Annotated in this window: 16 protein-coding genes; 7 read left to right on the top strand and 9 right to left on the bottom strand. The window is 63.2% G+C overall.

All coding sequences use genetic code 11. The features are described from left to right. The 6 genes from hutU to ACFUOZ_RS17175 form a co-directional block, all read right to left on the bottom strand. The coding region (gene hutU, locus ACFUOZ_RS17200) for a urocanate hydratase (RefSeq protein WP_377550313.1) at positions 1-1,199 on the bottom strand (1,199 nt) is incomplete at its 3' end. 37 nt (positions 1,200-1,236) lie between these two features. Continuing rightward, entirely contained in the window at positions 1,237-2,151 is a 915-nt protein-coding gene (locus tag ACFUOZ_RS17195) for an ABC transporter substrate-binding protein (protein WP_377550311.1), read from the bottom strand. Positions 2,152-2,229: 78 nt separating this feature from the next. Next, positions 2,230-2,982, bottom strand: a complete 753-nt coding sequence (locus ACFUOZ_RS17190; protein ID WP_377550309.1) for an ABC transporter permease — start codon at positions 2,980-2,982, stop codon at positions 2,230-2,232. Continuing rightward, positions 2,943-3,593, bottom strand: a complete 651-nt coding sequence (locus ACFUOZ_RS17185) for an ABC transporter permease (protein ID WP_377550307.1) — start codon at positions 3,591-3,593, stop codon at positions 2,943-2,945. Before ACFUOZ_RS17185 ends, ACFUOZ_RS17190 begins: the two co-directional genes overlap by 40 nt. Next, positions 3,590-4,696, bottom strand: coding sequence for an ATP-binding cassette domain-containing protein (locus ACFUOZ_RS17180; protein WP_377550305.1), 1,107 nt, complete (start codon positions 4,694-4,696; stop codon positions 3,590-3,592). The genes ACFUOZ_RS17185 and ACFUOZ_RS17180 overlap by 4 nt, the downstream gene beginning before the upstream one ends. Continuing rightward, positions 4,693-5,379, bottom strand: coding sequence for an IclR family transcriptional regulator (locus ACFUOZ_RS17175; protein ID WP_377550303.1), 687 nt, complete (start codon positions 5,377-5,379; stop codon positions 4,693-4,695). Before ACFUOZ_RS17175 ends, ACFUOZ_RS17180 begins: the two co-directional genes overlap by 4 nt. Positions 5,380-5,624: 245 nt before the next feature. Here ACFUOZ_RS17175 and ACFUOZ_RS17170 point away from each other — a divergent pair, with 245 nt between their 5' ends. From ACFUOZ_RS17170 to ACFUOZ_RS17160, 3 genes are all read left to right on the top strand, one after another. After that, complete coding sequence (locus ACFUOZ_RS17170) at positions 5,625-6,824, top strand: allantoate amidohydrolase (protein ID WP_377550301.1); 1,200 nt, start codon at positions 5,625-5,627, stop codon at positions 6,822-6,824. Next, positions 6,821-8,167 (top strand): formimidoylglutamate deiminase, encoded by a 1,347-nt coding sequence (locus ACFUOZ_RS17165; protein WP_377550299.1) that lies wholly within the window; start codon positions 6,821-6,823, stop codon positions 8,165-8,167. Before ACFUOZ_RS17170 ends, ACFUOZ_RS17165 begins: the two co-directional genes overlap by 4 nt. Positions 8,168-8,496: 329 nt before the next feature. Next, complete coding sequence (locus ACFUOZ_RS17160; RefSeq protein WP_377550297.1) at positions 8,497-9,969, top strand: sugar porter family MFS transporter; 1,473 nt, start codon at positions 8,497-8,499, stop codon at positions 9,967-9,969. A gap of 53 nt (positions 9,970-10,022) precedes the next feature. On the opposite strand, the gene ACFUOZ_RS17155 is transcribed toward ACFUOZ_RS17160, so the two are convergent. The 3 genes from ACFUOZ_RS17155 to ACFUOZ_RS17145 form a co-directional block, all read right to left on the bottom strand. Next, positions 10,023-11,273: an MFS transporter gene (locus tag ACFUOZ_RS17155; RefSeq protein WP_377550295.1), complete on the bottom strand. Its 1,251-nt coding sequence runs from the start codon at positions 11,271-11,273 to the stop codon at positions 10,023-10,025. Between the two features lie 32 nt (positions 11,274-11,305). After that, a complete protein-coding gene (locus ACFUOZ_RS17150) occupies positions 11,306-11,749 on the bottom strand; it encodes a MarR family winged helix-turn-helix transcriptional regulator (protein ID WP_377550293.1) in 444 nt (147 codons plus the stop codon). 124 nt (positions 11,750-11,873) lie between these two features. Next, entirely contained in the window at positions 11,874-12,380 is a 507-nt protein-coding gene (locus ACFUOZ_RS17145; RefSeq protein WP_377550291.1) for a GNAT family N-acetyltransferase, read from the bottom strand. 103 nt (positions 12,381-12,483) lie between these two features. On the opposite strand from ACFUOZ_RS17145, the gene ACFUOZ_RS17140 reads away from it, so the two are divergent. The 4 genes from ACFUOZ_RS17140 to ACFUOZ_RS17125 are packed head-to-tail and all read left to right on the top strand — an operon-like array spanning position 12,484 to position 14,717. Continuing rightward, positions 12,484-12,813: a PadR family transcriptional regulator gene (locus ACFUOZ_RS17140; RefSeq protein WP_377550289.1), complete on the top strand. Its 330-nt coding sequence runs from the start codon at positions 12,484-12,486 to the stop codon at positions 12,811-12,813. 1 nt (position 12,814) lies between these two features. Beyond that, positions 12,815-13,180: a DUF1048 domain-containing protein gene (locus ACFUOZ_RS17135; protein ID WP_262276396.1), complete on the top strand. Its 366-nt coding sequence runs from the start codon at positions 12,815-12,817 to the stop codon at positions 13,178-13,180. After that, on the top strand, positions 13,177-13,959 hold the full coding sequence (locus tag ACFUOZ_RS17130) for an ABC transporter ATP-binding protein (RefSeq protein ID WP_377550287.1): 783 nt from the start codon (positions 13,177-13,179) through the stop codon (positions 13,957-13,959). The genes ACFUOZ_RS17135 and ACFUOZ_RS17130 overlap by 4 nt, the downstream gene beginning before the upstream one ends. Then, positions 13,956-14,717, top strand: a complete 762-nt coding sequence (locus tag ACFUOZ_RS17125) for an ABC transporter permease (RefSeq protein WP_377550285.1) — start codon at positions 13,956-13,958, stop codon at positions 14,715-14,717. The genes ACFUOZ_RS17130 and ACFUOZ_RS17125 overlap by 4 nt, the downstream gene beginning before the upstream one ends. Positions 14,718-14,744 lie beyond the last annotated feature (27 nt).

Raw genomic sequence — 14,744 nt, 5'->3', positions numbered from 1 at the left:
AGTTCCTTGATGGCTTCATCCGTGACGCGGATGTCCTCCGGGTCCCCGGACAGGGCGACCCAGCGGAACGGGCCCAGGCCCTCGCAGAACAGGGGACGGATGTACGCCGGAACGAACCCGGGGAACTCAAACGCCCGGTCATAACCGCCCTTGCGGGCCTCGTCCCGTATGGAGTTGCCGTAATCGAAGACCTCGGCACCGGCGTCCTGGAACTCCACCATCGCCTGCACATGCCGGGCCATGGAAGTCTGGGCCTTCTTCGTGAACCCTTCCGGGTCAGCCGCGGCCTCGGTGTGCCACTCCTGAACCGTGATGCCCTCGGGCAGGTAGGACAGTGGGTCATGCGCGCTGGTCTGGTCCGTGACGACGTCGATGGTCAGCTCGCCTGCCTTGTGGCGGGCCAGCAGTTCCGGGAAGACCTCCGCGGCGTTACCCACATACCCCACGGACCAGCCACGACGCTCAGCCTTAGCCGCATTCACCTTCGCGATCGCAGTATCCAGGTCCGTTTCGACCTCGTCCAGGTACCGCTTCCCGGCGCGGCGGCGCAGGCGGGTCTCGTCGACATCAACAATCAGGCACGCGCCGTCGTTCAACGTCACCGCCAGCGGCTGGGCCCCGCCCATGCCACCACAGCCACCGGTCAGGGTCAGGGTCCCGGCAAGCGGTCCCTCGGTGGAGCCCTCCGGCGCGGGGGCAGGGTGGCGGCCGTCGGCCTTGAGCTTCTCGCCCACCGCGGCGAACGTTTCGTAGGTGCCCTGCAGGATGCCCTGGGTGCCGATGTAAATCCACGACCCCGCGGTCATCTGCCCGTACATCGTCAGGCCCTCGGCCTCCAGGCGGCGGAACTCCGGCCACGTTGCCCAGTCCCCCACCAGGTTCGAGTTCGCCAACAACACCCGAGGCGCCCACTCATTCGTGCGGAACACGCCCACCGGCTTGCCCGACTGGACCAGCAAGGTCTCGTCCTTCTCCATGGTTTCCAGGGTCCGGGTAATCGCATCAAACGCAGCCCACGAACGGACAGCGCGGCCGGTGCCGCCATAGACCACCAGGTCATCGGGACGCTCAGCAACCTCCGGGTCCAGGTTGTTCATCAACATGCGCAGCGGCGCCTCGGTCTGCCACGACTTGGCAGAAAGCTCAGTACCCCGGGCAGCCTTGACCGGACGGGCCCCTGTAGTGAAATCGGCAGTCATCTTGTTACTCCTAATAAATCCGGCAGAACTGCGGGGATCAGCCCAAGTTCTTGTTCTTGAGCCATTCCTTGGCGATTTCGCCGATGTCCTCGAACTTGGCTACGCGGCCGTTCATCTTGATCAGGTCCTCAGTGGTGAGCGCAGCAGAAACCTTGTCCAGTGTTTCCTTGACCGTGGCCGTGGACTTCTTCTGGTTGATGACCGGAACGATGTTCTCCGAAAGGAACAGGTTCTTGTTGTCCTCGAGTGCCACCAGGTTGTTCTCAGCCAGTGCGGGGTCCGTGCTGAAGAGGTCCGCTACCTGGATCTGGCCGGAAAGGAGGGCGTTCAGCGTGAGCGGCCCACCGGCGTCGAGCGCTGAAAATTCCTTGAACTCAAGGTTGTAGACCGACTTCAGGCCGGCAACGCCGTTGACGCGGGTCTTCCACTCCGGCGGACCACCCAGTACCAGGTCCTTGGCAACGGGCTGGAGGTCCTCGATGGTCTTCAGCTTGTACTGGTCAGCGATTTCCTTCTTGACGGTGAGGACGTCCTTGTCCTGCGCGTCGGAGGCTTCCAGGACGGTGAGACCTGAGGGGATCTTGGTGGCAAGTTTCTTCTCCACCTCTTCAGAGGAGACTGCTTTCGTGGAGGAATCGAGGTACTGCAGCAGGGCTCCGCCGTACTCGGGCATGAGGTCGATGGAACCGTCCTTGAGGGCGGGGATGGTGACTTCGCGACTGCCAATGCTGGGCTTCTCCGTCACAGCAACGCCCTTGGCCTTGAGCGCCTCGGCGTAGATCTTCGCGATCAGTTGGCTCTCGGGGAAGTCGGCCGAACCGACGATGATGCTATCGCCTGAACCGCCGGCGGCTGCAGTGTTGGATGTGCTCATGGGGTCCCCGCCGCCGCAGGCGCTCAGGGTAATGGCGGCAACGGCCGCGAGGGTGAAACCGGTCAGGTACTTCTTCATGTCAACTCTCCTGGAAGGGGGTGCCGCAGGGCATGCTGTGGCCAGGTGGGGGTGGTGGAAGGTGCAAACAGGTACTGGCTAGACCGTGACGGGGGTTTTCACGGGTTCGGCTGCAGGAGCCGACTTGATGGTGCGCCGGGTCAGTCCGGGTGAGACGATGCGGCGCGTGATGAAGGCGAGGAGCTGGTCGAAGAACAGTGCCAGCAAAGCCACCAGGACTGCGCCTGCAACCATCTGGCTGTAGTCGTTCTGGGCCTTGCCATCGATCAGCAGGCGGCCAAGGCCACCGAGCGAAATGTAGGCGGCGATGGTCGCCGTCGAGATGATCTGCAGCAGGGCGCTGCGGACGCCGGACAAAACCAACGGAAGCGAGCAAGGAAGCTGGACATCCGTCAGGATCTTCATGGTGCGGAAGCCCATGCCCTTGGCGGCGTCGACGGCGGCAGCGTCCACTGCGCGAACGCCGGCATAGGTGTTGGTCAGGATGGGCGGAACTGCCAGCAACACCAGGACGATGAGGCTGGGGAGGACGTAGCCCATGCGGGACGGAAACGCCGGCGAGATGAGCAGGACCAAGAGGATCAGCAGACCGACGCTCGGAAGTGCACGGAGCGCGTTGGCCAGGCCGGCGATCATGAAGACGCCCTTGCCGGTCACGCCGATATAGATGCCAAGCGGCACGGCGATGATGGCAGCGATGGCCAGTGCGATGAGCGAGTAGAGGAGATGCTCGCCGATCAGGGTCGGGATGCCGTCCGCACCACTCCAGTGCTTTGGATCGAACAAGTAGTTCACGATGCCACCACCTTGGGGGTCCACGGTGTCAGCCACCGGTTGAGAAGGATGATCAGCCCGTCCAGGATCATCGCCAGGACCACACAGAGCACGATTCCCGCGATGATCGGCGTGTAGAACCGGAGCTGGAAGCCTTGGGTGAAGAGCGAACCGAGCTGCGGAATGCCCAGCAGTGCAGCCACTGAAACCAGGCTGACATTGGAGACAGCAGCGACGCGCAAACCGGCGCAAATGACCGGGACGCCCACAGGGAGCTCAACTTTCAGAAGGCTTTGGTAGCCGCGGTAGCCCATGGCCTTTGCGGCCTGCACGGTGTCCTCAGGGACCGAGTCCAGGGCGTCGGCCACCACACGGACCAGCAGGGCCACGGTGTAGATGGTCAGGGCGGCAACGATGTTCAGCGGGTCCAGGATCTTGGTGCCAAGGACCAGCGGCAGCAGGACAAACAGTGCCAGGGACGGAACGGTGTACAGGAGGCCCGCAACACCCACCAGCAGCGGGTAGATGCGGCGGCTCCGGTGGGCCCACCAGCCAAGGGGCAAGGCGATGAGCAGCCCCAGGATCAGCGGGGTGACGGCCAGCAGGACGTGCCAGCCGAGCAGGAAAACAATGTTGTCGGACTGGCGGCCCAACCATTCGAAGTTCATCGCGCCGTCTCCAGGTAGGGTTCGGCCTCGATGGCCTTGACCACGTCGGTGGCAGTGACCGTGCCGATCAGTTCGCCTTGGTCGTTGACCACTACGCCGCGGCGGCTCGGGGACGAGAGTGCGGCGTCGAGCAGTTGGCGCATGGTTCCCGAGGCGGCAGCGGGGATGCCGCTGAGGTTCAGGTGCTCGCGTTTCAACTCCCCGCTGAAGAGCTCCGGCTGCACCCAACCGAGAGGCTTCCTGCCGCCGTCGACCACCAGCACCCAAGCACCCGACGCTTTGGCGCGGGCCTCTTCCGAGGTGGCGCCGAGCTGGACCACAGCTTCGTCGACGACGGTTACGGCGCCTGCGGTCTTGGTGAAACCAAGCGAGCGGTAGCCGCGGTCGCGACCTACGAAGTCGGCCACGAACTCGTCGGCGGGCGAGGTGAGCAACTCGGACGGGGACGCCATCTGGGCGAGCTTGCCGCCCACGCGCATCACGGCTACCTGGTCGCCAAGTTTGAGCGCTTCGTCGATATCGTGGGTGACCATGATGATGGTCTTGCCGATCTCGCGCTGCAGGCGCAGGAACTCTTCCTGCAGCTGACCGCGGACCACGGGGTCAACGGCGCTGAAAGGTTCGTCCATCAGCATGAACGCGGGATCCGAAGCCAGCGCCCGGGCCACACCGACGCGCTGCTGTTGGCCACCGGAGAGCTGCCACGGGTAGCGCTTGGCGAAGCTGGCAGGAAGACCCACCCGTTCCATCAGCTCAAGGGCCTTGGTGCGGGCCTTTTGACGGCTTTCGCCGAGCAGGACCGGCATGGTGGATACGTTGTCGATGATGGTCTTGTGCGGGAAGAGCCCGGCGTGCTGGATGACATATCCAATCCTGCGTCGGAGCAATGCCGCGTCCATCCCGGACGTGGGCTGGTCATCCAGGTAGATGGTGCCGCTGGTGGGTTCGATGAGGCGGTTGATCATCCTCAATGAGGTGGTCTTGCCGCAACCGGACGGACCAACCAGGATAGTCAGCTTGCCGGTGGGCGCCTCCAGATTGAGGCCGTCGACGGCGACGGTGCCGTCGGGGTAGGCCTTGGTGACATTTTCAAACTTGATCATTTTGCTTCCATGCTTTCCTGGGGTAGCTCATGGTTTTCGGTGGTCAGGGTGAGGACGTTGTCAGCTTCCTCCACCAGTTGCTGGCCGATCTTGAGGGCCTTCAGCTCATCCACGCGGTAGCTGGGTGCGACGACGCTGAGCGCTGCCACAGTCCGTCCCCCCATCACCACTGGTGCCGCAATGGCCGTAACGTCGTCCTCCACACCGCTGCGCACCACGGCAAAGCCACGCTCGGGCTGTTCGCCCTTGAGTACTTGGCCGGATGCTGTTCCTTCGAGCGGGATACTCCGCCCGACCCAGCTGGAGTGCCTGATCGAGTGGGTCCCCTCGACGATCGCGATGTAGATTCCCGTGTCCCCAACCCCGGGAATGCTCAGATAGCAGGATTCGCGCGTTGTCGCCACGAGCCGCTTCATGGCCGGCGTGCACAACGAGACGAGTGATTCCTTGCCGAGCGCGAGCGCACCCAGCTGGATGATGCTGGCCCCGGGACGGAAGTTCCCGCCGTCGTCCCTTGAAACAAAACCGCTGCCTTCAAGGGTGCGGAGGAGCCGAAGGGCCGTGCTGGGCGAGAGGTCAACCACCCGGGCTGCGTCGCTCAGCGCAATGGCTCCCTCGGAGCACACAGCTCCCAAGAGGGCGAGCGCTCGCTCTACCGTCCGGGTCGAAGAATCTGCTGCCATTGCGTGGCCTGCTTTCAAGTGGTCTGGATCACCATGTCTTGCCACTAAGTAAAAAGCACTTTTCACACCATGGCAACAGTTTTTCGCAAATTTCCCGGGATTCCGGGAAATATGTCGCCCTGGATCACCACTGCGTGACGCTGGTGTTTCCGTTCCGTTAAATGCCGCCCTCGGAGGCCCAGACTCTTGCCATGTGGTGGCATCTGCTTTTTACTTGGTGGCAGTCATCAATATCGGAGGAACACGTGGAAACCGTCAATCAGCTCCTTGACTCGATCAAGGATGTAGGCCGGGATGATGTGCGCGGAGGCTACTCCAGGGCCGTCTACTCAACCCCGGAACTCGACCTCCGGGAATGGTTCAAGGAACAGGCAGCCCAACGCGGACTGGGCGTGGAGACAGACCGCAACGGCATCATCTGGGCCTGGTGGGGCGAGCCGCAGGACGGAGCCCTGGTCACCGGAAGCCACCTTGACTCGGTCCCCGGCGGAGGCGCCTTTGACGGGCCCCTCGGTGTCGCTTCCGCATTGGCCGCCGTCGACATCCTCAAAAGCCGGGGCCTTCAACCTGGCCGTTCCCTCGCAGTGACCGTGTTTCCCGAGGAAGAGGGGTCCCGTTTCGGCGTCGCTTGCCTGGGGTCCCGGCTCCTGACAGGAGCCATCGATGCCGGCAAGGCACTGAATCTTCGCGACGTCGACGGTGAAACTTTTGCCGATGTCGCACGGTCCAACGGCCTTGATCCCCGGCACGTCGGCGCCGATCCAGAGGCGTTGGCCCGCATCGGCGACTTCGTTGAACTGCACGTCGAGCAAGGCAAGGGCCTGGGGCAGGACGGTCCGGCGATCGCCGTCGGAAGTTCCATCCTGGGCCACGGGCGCTGGAAGATCAGCGTCAGCGGCCAAGGCAACCACGCAGGCACCACACTCATGGAAGACCGCGCCGATTCAATGGTCGCCGCCGCTCAGATCGTCCTGGCGGTGCGGGATACTGCGGCCAAGCAACCCGATGCCCGGGCAACAGTGGGCCGTTTGACTCCTGTTCCCGGCGGGACCAACGTAATCGCCTCCCGGGTGGACCTCTGGCTTGACGCCCGCCACCCGGACGACGCCGTAACCGCCCGCCTCATCGAAGCCATTTACAGTGCCGCGCAGCACGTCGCGGCAGCTGAGAATTGCAGCGTGACGCTTACCGAGGAGTCTTACAGCGGGACAGTCCACTTTGATTCCGCACTGAGCCGCCGCATTGGCGGCCTCCTGCCGGACGCGCCTGTGCTGGCAACAGGGGCCGGACACGACGCCGGAGTGCTGTCCGCCTACGTACCCTCGGCCATGCTCTTTGTCCGCAACCCCAGCGGAATCTCGCATTCGCCCGAAGAATACGTTGGCGACGAAGACGCCTCTGCCGGAGCTGTTGCCCTCGCGGACGTTTTGGAGGGCCTCCTGTGAGCACATTCTGGTGCGAAACCGCGATTGTCGCCTCCAACAGCGGGGTTCCCGAGGCCGCGTCCGGAGTCCGTCTGGAAACGAAGGACGGCCGGATCACCAGCGTCGCTCCCGGCGCCACGCTCCAACCCGGGGACACGAAGCTGGAGGGGATCACCTTTCCCGCCGCGGCCAACGCCCACTCGCACGCTTTCCATAGGGTTCTGCGCGGCCGGACCCATGAGGGACGCGGAGACTTTTGGGTGTGGCGCGAGCAGATGTACACGAGCGCTTCGGAGCTGACCCCGGAAAAGTACGAGAAGCTTGCAACCGCCGTTTTCGCTGAGATGGTTGTCAGCGGGTTCAGCAGCGTCGCGGAGTTCCACTACGTCCACCACCAACCAGGCGGCGCCCCCTATCCGGAAGAGCATGCCATGGAGCTGGCGCTGGCCCGTGCGGCAAGGTCCGCCGGCATCCGGCTCACCCTCTTGGACACCCTGTACCTGGCCGGCGGAATAGGGTCACCCCTCAGCGCCGAGCAAGCACGGTTCGGCGACGCGGACGTGCACGCCTGGCTTCGCCGCCTCGCCTCATTGCGAACCGCCATTGCCGGACGCTTTCCGGCCGACCGTGTGAGTGTCGGAGCTGCCCTCCACTCGGTTCGGGCCGTCCCTGAAGAGGACCTGAAGGTTGTCGCTGCGCAGTTGCCCGCGGACATTCCCCTTCACATCCACCTGAGCGAGCAACCCGCCGAGAACACGGCCTGCCTCGAGGCGTACGGCACCACGCCGACTGGCCTCCTGGCACGCCACGGACTCCTGGGCAGCAGGCTCTCAGCCGTCCACTCCACCCACTTGACCCAGGACGACATCGCTGCGCTCGGACAAGCCGCGACCACGGTTGTGATGTGCCCCAGCACCGAAGCCGACCTCGCGGACGGGATCGGCCCGGCCAGGGAACTTTCGGACGCAGGAGCGACCATCGCCCTCGGTACCGACCAGCACGCCGTGATCGACCCCTGGGTCGAAATGCGCACGCTTGAGCACGGGGAGCGGTTGGGCAGCGGCCAGCGCGGCCGGTTTAGGCCGCAGGAACTGCTGCAGGCAGCGACTGGCGGGGCGTCCCGATCCATGGCCACGCCCGTGGCATCAGCACTTGAAGTGGGCAGCGTCTGTGACCTCATGGTTGTCGACCCCACGTCAACCCGCACCGCCGGGTCCCGTCCCCTGCAGCTGGCGTTCAGCGCAACAGCCAGCGACGTCACCGAGGTCGTCATCGGCGGCGAACTGCTTGCCGAGCGAGGCCTTCACACCCGGCTAGGGGAACCGGGAAAGCTGCTGGCGGAGGCGCTGAAGGAGCTCTCGTAGCTCCGCTTCCGCGGTTGCAAAGCGTCCGACGGCGGCCCTGTCGTTTGGCACCTGACTCAAGGGCCGCCGTCGTGCTTTGCGTTCAATAAGTGGATTCAAGCGGGTCTATTCATGCTTACTGGCGGGCGGAATTGACTCCCAGGGAACGTTCAGGGCACAGCCAGCGCCTTTTGGGTTAAGAAAGTAAATGCATGTCACGTCCATCACTTGACTGGAACTTGGCGGATATGACGTGCCACACTGTGTAGCGCGAGTGCACCGGCGTCCCCGTCGGAACAGCCGACGACGACACGCATCGCAGCCCCAAACACATTTCCCAAGGGAGACCCATGTCCAGTCCCAGCACCGAAGCAGGCGCGCCCCACGTTTCCCGGAAGGTGATCGGCCTCGCTGTGGCCGGCGCAGTGGGTGGTTTCCTGTTCGGCTTTGATTCATCCGTGGTCAACGGTGCCGTGGATGCCATGGCCAGCGAATTCGTCATGAGCGAGGCACTCACCGGATTCGCGGTTGCTGTCGCACTGCTCGGCTGTGCCGTGGGTGCCTACCTGGCCGGCAAAGTTGCCGACCGGTACGGCCGCATCCCCGCGATGAAAATCGGCGCGCTGCTCTTTCTGGTGAGCGCCATCGGAACCGGCCTGGCCTTCAGCGTCTGGGACCTCATCTTCTGGCGCTTGGTGGGCGGCCTCGGCATCGGCCTGGCGTCCGTGATTGCCCCCGCCTACATCTCGGAAATCTCCCCGAGGCACGTCCGCGGCCGCTTGGCGTCGCTCCAGCAGCTGGCCATCACCACGGGTATTTTTGCCGCGTTGCTCTCCGACGCGGTCCTGGCAAACTCGGCCGGCGGTGCCGGTGAAACCCTGTGGCTGGGCATTGAAGCGTGGCGGTGGATGTTCATCGCCTGCGCACTTCCCGCTGCCGTCTATGGTTGGATCGCTTTCCGCCTGCCCGAATCGCCGCACTTCCTGGTGCTCAACGGCAAGGAAGACCAGGCCCGCACCATCTTCACCAGGCTCATCCCGGGCGATGACATCGACCGCCACATCCGCGAAATCCGTGAATCCATCCAGGAGGAAAAGCTCTCCACCAAGAAGGGCTCCCTGCGTGGAAACCGCTTCGGCCTGTTGCCTGTTGTGTGGATCGGCATCATCCTGTCCGTGCTGCAGCAGTTTGTGGGCATCAACGTCATCTTCTATTACTCCACCACGCTGTGGAAGGCTGTCGGCTTCCAGGAAAAGGACTCCCTGACCATCTCAGTTGCCACGTCCGTCACCAACATCCTGGTGACGTTGGTGGCCATCGCACTGGTGGACCGGATTGGACGCCGGCCCATCCTGCTCACCGGCTCCATCGGCATGGCAGTATCGCTTGGCGTGATGGCCCTGGCCTTCTCCTCAGCTCAAGGCTCAGGTCCGGACATCACTCTTCCCGGCGCGTGGGGACCCATCGCCCTGGTTGCGGCCAACGTGTTTGTGATCAGCTTTGGTGCCTCGTGGGGTCCGCTGGTGTGGGTGCTGTTGGGTGAGATCTTCCCGTCGCGCATCCGCGCACGCGCCCTTGGCCTGGCCGCCGCTGCACAGTGGATCGCCAACTTTGCCATCACCTTGAGTTTCCCGATCATGGCGGCTGGTTCGCTGCCCCTGACGTATGCCATGTACGCGGCGTTCGCGGCGGCGTCGTTCTTCTTTGTGATGTTCAAGGTTCCCGAAACGAACGGCATGTCCCTGGAGCAGGCCGAAACCCTGTTCGTTCCCAAGGGCGCACCGGTGGCGCCGTTGCCGGTCACCTCGAACGACGGCAAATAGCGCACAAAGAAGCCCGGCGGATGCGATCCGCCGGGCTTCATTGTTTGTGAGTGCTACACCAGGTGCGGTTCGTGGGACGACAGGAACTTCCGACCCCCGAAGGCGATGAGGATGGCGATCACCATGGCAACGGCGCCTGCAAAGAACGGCACCTGCGGCCCGAAATGCTCGCCGAGCTGCGCGGCGGCGAAGGGAGCAAGCGCGCCGCCCATCCAGCGGACAAAGTTATAACCGGCGGAAGCAACCGGACGCGGCGAGTCGGAAACGCCCATGGCCAGTTCCGTGTACACCGTGTTGTTGATGCCCAGGAGGGCGCCGGCCACGATCACCAGCACGACGACGGCAGGCACCGAGTGCCCCGCGGCCAGTCCCAGCCCAATCAAGTCGAGCATGAGGACGGCCAGAGTGCCGGCCAGGACCTTCACTGCACCAAAGCGCTTCTGCAGCACGGGCGCAACGAACACCGAGAACACAGCCACAGCCACGCCCCAGCCGAAGAAGACTCCGCCGATGCCGTAGGCATCCATGCCAAGGATGAAAGGCGTGAAGGCCAGGATGGTGAAGAAGCCGTAGTTATAGAAGAGGGCGCTGGCAGCCGTGGTGCGGAGGCCTTTGTGTCCAAGGGCCAGAAGCGGATCCCGGAGCCGGGACTTCCTGGCGGGCGCGGGTGTCTTCGGGAGCAACGCCAACAGGGCTATGAACGCGATGGCCATCAGGACCGCAGTGCCGAAGAACGGTGCGCGCCACTGCCACCCGCCAAGAAGGGCGCCAAGCAGCGGCCCGAGCGAAATGCCAAGGCCGAGAGCAGCTTCATAGAGGATGATCGCGGTGCCCGTTCCGCCGCTTGCCACACCGACAATCACGGCCAAGGCTGTTGCAACGAACAGCGCGTTTCCGAGGCCCCACCCTGCGCGGAAGCCCACAAGCTGTTCGACACTCCCGGAAAGACCGGACAACGATGCAAAGACCACAATGATCGCCAGGCCGATGAGGAGCGTCTTCTTCCCGCCGATCCTGGAAGACACGAAGCCGCTGATGAGCATCGCTATGGCCGTCACCAGGAAGTAGCTGGTGAACAGCAACGACACTTCACTGGTGGACGCCTGGAGGTTCTTGGCAATCGCGGGGAGGATCGGATCAACCAGCCCAATGCCCATGAAGGCAAAGACTGCGGCGAGGGCTGTTGCCCAGACTGCTTTGGGCTGCTTGAGGAACGAAGCCTTCTCCGCTTCGAGGGTGTTTTCTACGGTTGTTTCGGCGGTTGTTTCGGCGCTTGCTGAAGCGTCAGCCAACTGGCGTGACATTCAATTGCTCCTTGTTGGTGCGTGACTGGTGGTTAGTTCTGGAACGAACTGTTGATTTTGCTGATGACGGGAAGCGCCGCCGCCAGCGCGTCCACTTCCTCCGGGCGGAGGCCCTGCAGCAACTCCGCCACCATCGCGTTGCGGCGCTGGTTGGCGGATTCGACGGCGGCATGCCCGGATTTGGTGATGGCCACTTGGACCGCGCGGGAGTCATCGGGGTCGGGCTGCCGGGTCACCAGGCCGGCACGCTCAAGCTTGATGATCTGCTCGGTCGCGCTGGGGACCTTGATGCCCAGGTTCTTGGCGATGTCGCCAACTCGCAGTCCGGCACCCTCGATCATCGAAAGAAGGCTTAGCTGCGCGGCGGTGAGGTCGCCTTCCGGATCCAAACGGCGGAACATATAGACACCCAGCCGGAGGGCCTCACGGAATTCCTGCGCGAGGTCGATGAGTCTGGGGCTGAAACCATCGTTCATATTTAGGTAGCCTAATAGTTAGGAACCCTAATAGTCAAGGCCCACTGCACCCAACTGGGTAACAGCACATGTCCCAATGGGCACTCATTGCGACGTTTGCTGTCACCTAGTTGGGCCGGGGAGGTTAGAGGGTGAGCTTCATGCCCTCGTGGCTGGCGACAAAACCGAGCCGCTCGTAGAAGCGGTGCGCCGCGACCCGGGACTTGTCAGTAGTGAGCTGAACCAGCGAACAGCCACGCTCCCGCGCCTGATCGACGGCCCACTGGATCATGAGCGCCCCGACACCCTGTCCGCGCAGCGCGTCGGACACGCGAACAGCCTCGATCTGGGCACGCCAGGATCCCCGGCGGGACAGGCCCGGGAGGTAGCTGAGCTGGAAAGTGGCCACTACCTCGCCGCCCAGTTCCCCCACCACCAAAAGGTGCGCGGCGTCGGCGTCGATCGCGTCAAAAGCCTGCTCGTACGGCGCCAGGTCGTCAGCTTTTTCCCGAGTGGCGCCCAGCTGGTCATCCACGAGCAACGCGAGGATGCGCGGCAGGTCGCCCTTCCGGGCGGGGCGGAGGCTGAACGTCCTGGAGTCGACGGCGGCGGTCAGCAAGGTGGGCGAGGCGGCGGGTTCCGTAGTCACCACCCCAGCATGCCAAATTCTTCAGTATTCAGTATTGCTAAGTACCGGTACCTAGTTCTACTATGTAGTGGTAGCTAGCAATACTGAGTAGTGAAGGAGGTGTCCGATGGGCAAGCAAATGACAGAGATGCTCAAAGGCACTTTGGAGGGCATCGTGCTGGCCCTGCTGACCGGAAAGGCAGCGTACGGATACGAAATCACCACGCTGCTCCGGGAACAGGGCTTCACCGAGATCGCCGAAGGCACCGTGTACGCGTTGCTGGTCCGGATCGAACAAAAAGGACTGGTGGACGTCGAGAAGCGGCCATCCGAAAAGGGTCCGCCCCGCAAGGTGTACACGCTCAACACCCAAGGCAAAAAAGAACTGAACGAATTCTGGAACACCTGGAGCTTCCTGTCCGAACGGCTGGAACAACTCCGCAAGGAAGGAAACTGACATGGCAGCCAAATGGATCGAACTGGTCACCGGATCACTCGAGCAGAAGAAGCAGTACAAGCAGGCAAAGGCGCGGCTGGATGCCCTGCCCGAGCCGTACCTCACCGTAGCAACCGCCTTCAACCGCTACCTGATGTACTACGGCGGCGTTACCGAGGGCGACACCATGGTGCAGATGTTCACGGACCTGGCCGACCTCTGGGAACGCGCCGCTGTGGACGGCACTCCGGTAAGCGCGATCGTCGGTGATGACCCCATCGAATTCGCTGAAACCTTCGCCCAGGCCTACGGCGGCAAACGCTGGATCGACAAGGAACGCGAGCGCCTCAACAAGGCCATAGACAAAGCGAAGGAAGCGGAATCATGACTGCTGCGGCAATCCAGGTAAAGGGTATTGAAAAGTCCTACAAGGATCTTCATGTACTCAAGGGCGTTGATTTCGAGGTAGCGACAGGCAGCATTTTCGCCCTCCTCGGATCCAACGGCGCGGGGAAAACCACCATGGTGAAGATCCTGTCGACGCTGCTGACAGCCGACGGCGGTCAGGCCGCCGTCGACGGTTTCGACGTCGCGTCCGAACCGCTGCAGGTGAGGCAATCCATCAGCCTGACCGGGCAGTTCGCCGCAGTGGATGAGGTCCTCAGCGGCAAGGAGAACCTCATCCTGGTGGCCAAACTGCGCCACCTGAAGAACCCGGCCGGGATCGCGGACGAACTGCTGGCGCAATTCAGCCTCAGCGACGCCGGGTCCCGCAAGGTGGCGACGTACTCCGGCGGCATGAGGCGGCGCCTGGACATCGCCATGAGTCTGATCGGCAACCCGAAGGTGATCTTCCTGGACGAACCCACCACCGGGCTCGACCCGGAAGCCCGCATTGAGGTGTGGCAGATCGTCAAGAACCTCGCCAACAAGGGAACTACGGTGCTGCTCACCACCCAGTACCTGGACGAGGCAGAGCAGTTGGCAGACCGCATAGCCATCCTTCACGAAGGACGCATCATCGCCAACGGCACGCTCGGTGAACTGAAGCAGCTCCTGCCGCCGGCCAAGGTGGAATACGTGGAAAAGCAGCCAACCCTGGAGGACATCTTCCTGGCACTTGTAGGAACTAACTCCGGCTCCGAACCAGTAAAGGACAGGTCATGAACACCCACTTCTTCGCAGACACCTCAGTCCTGCTGGGCCGCTCCATGCGGCACATCTTCAGGAGCGTGGACACCATCATCACCACCGCGATCACACCGATCGCCCTGATGCTCTTGTTCGTCTACGTGTTCGGAGGCGCCATCAGGACCGACACCGAAAACTACGTCAACTACCTGCTCCCGGGCATCATGTTGATCGCTATCGCCTCGGGCATCGCCTACACCGCGGTCCGGCTTTTCACGGACATGCAAAGCGGCATCTTCGAGCGGTTCCAGTCCATGCCCATCGCCCGCTCTTCTGTGTTGTGGGCCCACGTCCTGACGTCGCTGGTAGCCAACGGACTATCGCTGGTGATCATCGTGGGGGTTGCGCTGCTCATGGGGTTCCGGACCTCCGCGAATGTGCTGGACTGGCTGGCCGTCGCTGGAATCCTGACGTTGTTTACCCTGGCGCTGACGTGGATCGCCATCATCGCCGGCCTTTCGGCGAAGTCGGTGGATGGCGCGGGAGGGTTCTCCTACCCGCTGATCTTCCTGCCGTTCATCAGTTCGGCCTTCGTCCCGACGGACACCATGCCGGGACCGGTCCGCTGGTTCGCGGAAAACCAGCCCGTCACCTCGATCGTGAACACCATCCAGGATCTGTTCGCCCAGCAGCCGGCGGGAAGCGACATCTGGGTGGCTCTGGCCTGGTGCCTTGGGATCCTCGTCGTCGCTTATGCCTTCGCGACGGCGGCCTATAAGCGGCAGATCGCGTAGCCGCACACCAACGGCCTAAGCTCCCTT

It is taken from the genome of Paenarthrobacter sp. NPDC057355, from assembly GCF_042667405.1.
GTDB lineage: Bacteria > Actinomycetota > Actinomycetes > Actinomycetales > Micrococcaceae > Arthrobacter.
This window is presented reverse-complemented; position numbering and strand designations above follow the sequence as displayed.

Excerpts from the sequence above, each read along its gene's own strand:
- ACFUOZ_RS17195 (WP_377550311.1), bottom strand. The coding sequence starts at position 2,151 with ATGAAGAAGTACCTGACCGGTTTCACCCTCGCGGCCGTTGCCGCCATT.
- ACFUOZ_RS17185 (WP_377550307.1), bottom strand. The coding sequence starts at position 3,593 with ATGAACTTCGAATGGTTGGGCCGCCAGTCCGACAACATTGTTTTCCTG.
- ACFUOZ_RS17180 (WP_377550305.1), bottom strand. The coding sequence starts at position 4,696 with ATGATCAAGTTTGAAAATGTCACCAAGGCCTACCCCGACGGCACCGTC.
- ACFUOZ_RS17175 (WP_377550303.1), bottom strand. The coding sequence starts at position 5,379 with ATGGCAGCAGATTCTTCGACCCGGACGGTAGAGCGAGCGCTCGCCCTC.
- ACFUOZ_RS17160 (WP_377550297.1), top strand. The coding sequence starts at position 8,497 with ATGTCCAGTCCCAGCACCGAAGCAGGCGCGCCCCACGTTTCCCGGAAG.
- ACFUOZ_RS17155 (WP_377550295.1), bottom strand. The coding sequence starts at position 11,273 with ATGTCACGCCAGTTGGCTGACGCTTCAGCAAGCGCCGAAACAACCGCC.
- ACFUOZ_RS17150 (WP_377550293.1), bottom strand. The coding sequence starts at position 11,749 with ATGAACGATGGTTTCAGCCCCAGACTCATCGACCTCGCGCAGGAATTC.
- ACFUOZ_RS17140 (WP_377550289.1), top strand. The coding sequence starts at position 12,484 with ATGGGCAAGCAAATGACAGAGATGCTCAAAGGCACTTTGGAGGGCATC.
- ACFUOZ_RS17135 (WP_262276396.1), top strand. The coding sequence starts at position 12,815 with ATGGCAGCCAAATGGATCGAACTGGTCACCGGATCACTCGAGCAGAAG.
- ACFUOZ_RS17130 (WP_377550287.1), top strand. The coding sequence starts at position 13,177 with ATGACTGCTGCGGCAATCCAGGTAAAGGGTATTGAAAAGTCCTACAAG.
- ACFUOZ_RS17125 (WP_377550285.1), top strand. The coding sequence starts at position 13,956 with ATGAACACCCACTTCTTCGCAGACACCTCAGTCCTGCTGGGCCGCTCC.